The organism is Pseudolysinimonas sp., assembly GCF_057350545.1.
In genome coordinates, this window is sequence record NZ_JBMRCP010000099.1 from 1 (window position 1) to 3,303 (window position 3,303).

Annotated in this window: 2 protein-coding genes and 1 pseudogene; 2 read left to right on the forward strand and 1 reads right to left on the reverse strand. The window is 70.7% G+C overall.

Features of this window, described 5'->3' with window-relative positions; translation table 11 throughout:
• Positions 1-439, forward strand: a pseudogene (locus ACO1X9_RS13695) (AAA family ATPase); the annotation flags it as partial.
• 41 nt (positions 440-480) lie between these two features.
• On the opposite strand, the gene ACO1X9_RS13700 reads toward ACO1X9_RS13695, so the two are convergent.
• Positions 481-1,632, reverse strand: a complete 1,152-nt coding sequence (locus ACO1X9_RS13700) for an ROK family protein (protein ID WP_486351401.1) — start codon at positions 1,630-1,632, stop codon at positions 481-483.
• Positions 1,633-1,819: 187 nt separating this feature from the next.
• Between ACO1X9_RS13700 and ACO1X9_RS13705 the strand changes: the two genes are divergently transcribed.
• A complete protein-coding gene (locus ACO1X9_RS13705) occupies positions 1,820-3,112 on the forward strand; it encodes an extracellular solute-binding protein (RefSeq protein WP_486351402.1) in 1,293 nt (430 codons plus the stop codon).
• Positions 3,113-3,303 lie beyond the last annotated feature (191 nt).

Here is a 3,303-nt window from a genome sequence, read left to right on the forward strand (position 1 = left end):
CACCAAAGCCGCCTTCCACCAGGTCTTCCCCGTGCTGTGCCCGGGCGGCACCGGCAGCATCCACCTCACCGATCCGGACGACCTGCTCGCGACCAGCGTCGAGGTGACGGTGAAGCCTGCGGGCAAGAAGATCGAGCGGCTGTCGCTGCTCTCGGGCGGGGAACGCTCGCTCGCCGCCGTCGCGCTGCTCATGGCGATCTGCTAGGCCCGCCCGGGCCCGTTCTACATCATGGACGAGGTCGAGGCGGCGCTCGACGACGCCAACCTCGGCCGCCTGCTGACGGTGATGGAAGACCTGCGCACCGACTCGCAGCTCATCGTCATCACGCACCAGAAGCGCACGATGGAGATCGCGGATGCCCTCTACGGGGTGTCGATGCGCCAGGACGGCGTCTCGGCCGTCGTGGGCCAGCGTGTGGGGGATCGCGCCGCCGGCTGACTCGGTGGTCGAGTAGCGCGCGCAGCGCGCGTGTCGCGGCCTCAGCCCGCCGGCCTGCCCAGCACGTAGGTCTGGATCGCGAGCACTGCGGCGCCGCGGCACCACTCGGTGTCGTCGCCCGACGTGGTGGCCAGCGCGAGCGCGCTCGCCCTCCCGTCGCGATCCTGTGCGAGCCCCGCGGCCACCGCGTTCGCGGCCACGTCGGCGAGACGCACGCCCTCCCCACCGAGCACGACGAGTTCGGGCACGGTGAGGTTGGCGATCGCCGCGAGGAGCCGCCCGAGCCCGCGGCCGGCGTCGTCGACGATGCGGCGGGCAGCGGGTTCCCCGGCGGCGGCGAGATCGAGAGCCTCGTCGTAGCGCACCGTGCGGCCGAGCGCGGCGGAGACGCCCGACTCGATCGCCGACGTCGTGAGCACGCTTTGCGCGCAGCCGCGGTGACCGGCAGCGCACACCGGGCCGAACGGGTCGAGCGGCCAGTGGCCGACGAGACCGATGCCCGAGTCGGGACCGACGACGACGTCGCCCCCGACGACGAGCCCGTAGCCGACGCCCGCACCGAGGGTCACGACGGCGAACCTGTCGATGCCGCGCGCGGCCCCGAACCAGTTCTCGTACTCGGTGAAGGCGGTGACGTCGTTGGCGATGACGGTCGGCAGGCCGATCCGCGCCTCGAGAAGCGCGCCGAGCTCGACGTCCTTCCAGCCGAGGAACGGAGCGCTGCGGATGCGGCCGTGACCGCCGACGAGGGCACCGACGCCGATCCCGACCGCGGTGACCGGGGGGACGTCGGCGCACAGCGTCTCGACGAGCCCCGCGATCGACTCGACGACCGCGTCGGGCTCGCGCGAATGCAGGCGCACCGACCCCGTCGCGAGCACACCGCCGCGCAGGTCGGTCGCGGCGCCGAGCACCCCGTCGCCCGTGAGCTTGAGCCCCAGGAAGCAACGCGAGCCGGGGACGACGTCGAGGAGTCGCGAGGGGCGACCGACACCGCCGTCGGTGCGCTCACCGACTTCGACGAGGAGTCCCGACTCGATGAGCGGGGCGCTGAGGCGCGTGAGAGAGCCTGCCGAGAGGTCGAGCCGTCGCGCGATCTCGCTACGGGAGATGGGCCCGTTGAGCAGCACCTCGAGCGCGACGGCGTTGGTCGGGCCGGCGTCCGGGGTCCACGGCGGGAGGGCGATGCGCATCCCCGGCCTCCCTTCGCTCAGACATTGCTTTCGTGGCTGAATGAAACCTAGCCGATGTGGGGCGCGAAGTTGCCACTTGACGTGTAATTACTTCCGCGCTAAAACTAATCCAGCACCCAGGCATGCGCTCGGACAGCAACCCTCCGCGGCATGCGAACGATGAAGTTCAGAGTGAAAGGCAGTTCGAGTGAAGACCCTCAAGCACCTCGCGCCCCTCGCGGCGCTCGGCGTCGCGACCATCGCGCTCGCCGGCTGCACCTCGGGCGGCGGTGGCGGAACGTCGTCCATCGGCGAGCCCGGCGCCACCGACATCTCCGGAACCGTGACCTTCTGGCACGCCTTCAGCGCCGACTCCACCGAGGTGGCGACGCTCGACGACGTGCTCATCCCGATGTTCGAGGAGCAGTTCCCCGACGTCGACGTCAAAGCCGTGCCCGTGCCGTACGACGAGCTCCACCAGAAGCTCATCACCGCCGTCGCCGGCGATCAGCTGCCCGACCTCGTGCGCGCCGACATCATCTGGGTTCCCGAACTCGCCGACCTCGGCGTGCTCGAGCCGCTCAGCACCTCGATGCCCGACTTCCAGGAGCTCGCCGACGAGGTCTTCCCCGGCCCGCTCGCCACCAACCGCTGGCAGGGCGAGTACTACGGGCTCCCGCTCGGCACCAACACGCGCGTCGCCATGTACAACGAGGACGTCTTCGACGCCGCGGGAGTCGACGTGCCCGAGACGTTCGAGGAGCTGATCGAGATCGCGCCCGACCTCAAGGACGCGGGCGCGTTCGCGTTCGCCGACAACGGCGCGAGTGGCTGGAACGTGCTGCCGTGGATCTGGAGCGCCGGCGGCGACATCACCGACGAGGATGTCAGCGTCGCGAGCGGGTACCTCAACAGCGACGAGTCGGTGGCCGGCATCCAGGCCCTCGTCGACCTGTACGAGGGCGGCTACCTGCCGCCGATCATCCTCGGCGACGCCGGCGGTCTCTCGACGAGCGACGGCCTCGCTCAGGGCGCCTACGCGACGATCTACGACGGCCCCTGGATGTACCCGATCTTCGCGGGGCAGTACCCGGACTTCGAGCTGAAGGACGCTCCGGTGTTCGCGGGCGACGGCGGCAGCATCTCGGTCGTCGGCGGCGAGGACATCGTGCTCACGAGCTCGTCCGAGAACAAGGCGGCGGCGGCGGAGTTCCTGCGCTTCCTGCTCTCCGAGGAAGCCCAGCTGGCGATGGCCGAGGTCGGGGTCATGCCCGTCCGCGCCGACCTGAAGGACGGCCTCACGGCGATCAACCCGTACTACGCGCAGTTCGTCGACCAGCTCGCCGACGCGCGTCCGCGGCCGGCCACGCCGGCCTGGCCGAAGATCGACGCGCTCATCCAGGACGAGATCCGCGCCGCCATCCGCGGTGAGAAGACCGTCCAGGAGGCGCTCGACGCCGCGGCGGAGCAGGCCGACGCCCTGCTCGCGCAGTACAACTGATCCCACCCCACTGAAGAGAGTTCGACGACGATGACGACACCGACGGGAACCCGGGCGCTCCTGCCCTCCCCGTCGGTGTCGTCATCGTCGTCGAACTCTCTTCAGTGGGGTGGGATCAGTTGTACTGCGCGAGCAGGGCGTCGGCCTGCTCCCCCGCGGCGGCGAGCGCCTCCTGGACGGGCTTCTCACCG

What these genes read in the sequence shown, in the direction of transcription:
- ACO1X9_RS13700 (WP_486351401.1), bottom strand. Translation starts at nt 1,632, where the DNA reads ATGCGCATCGCCCTCCCGCCGTGGACCCCGGACGCCGGCCCGACCAAC.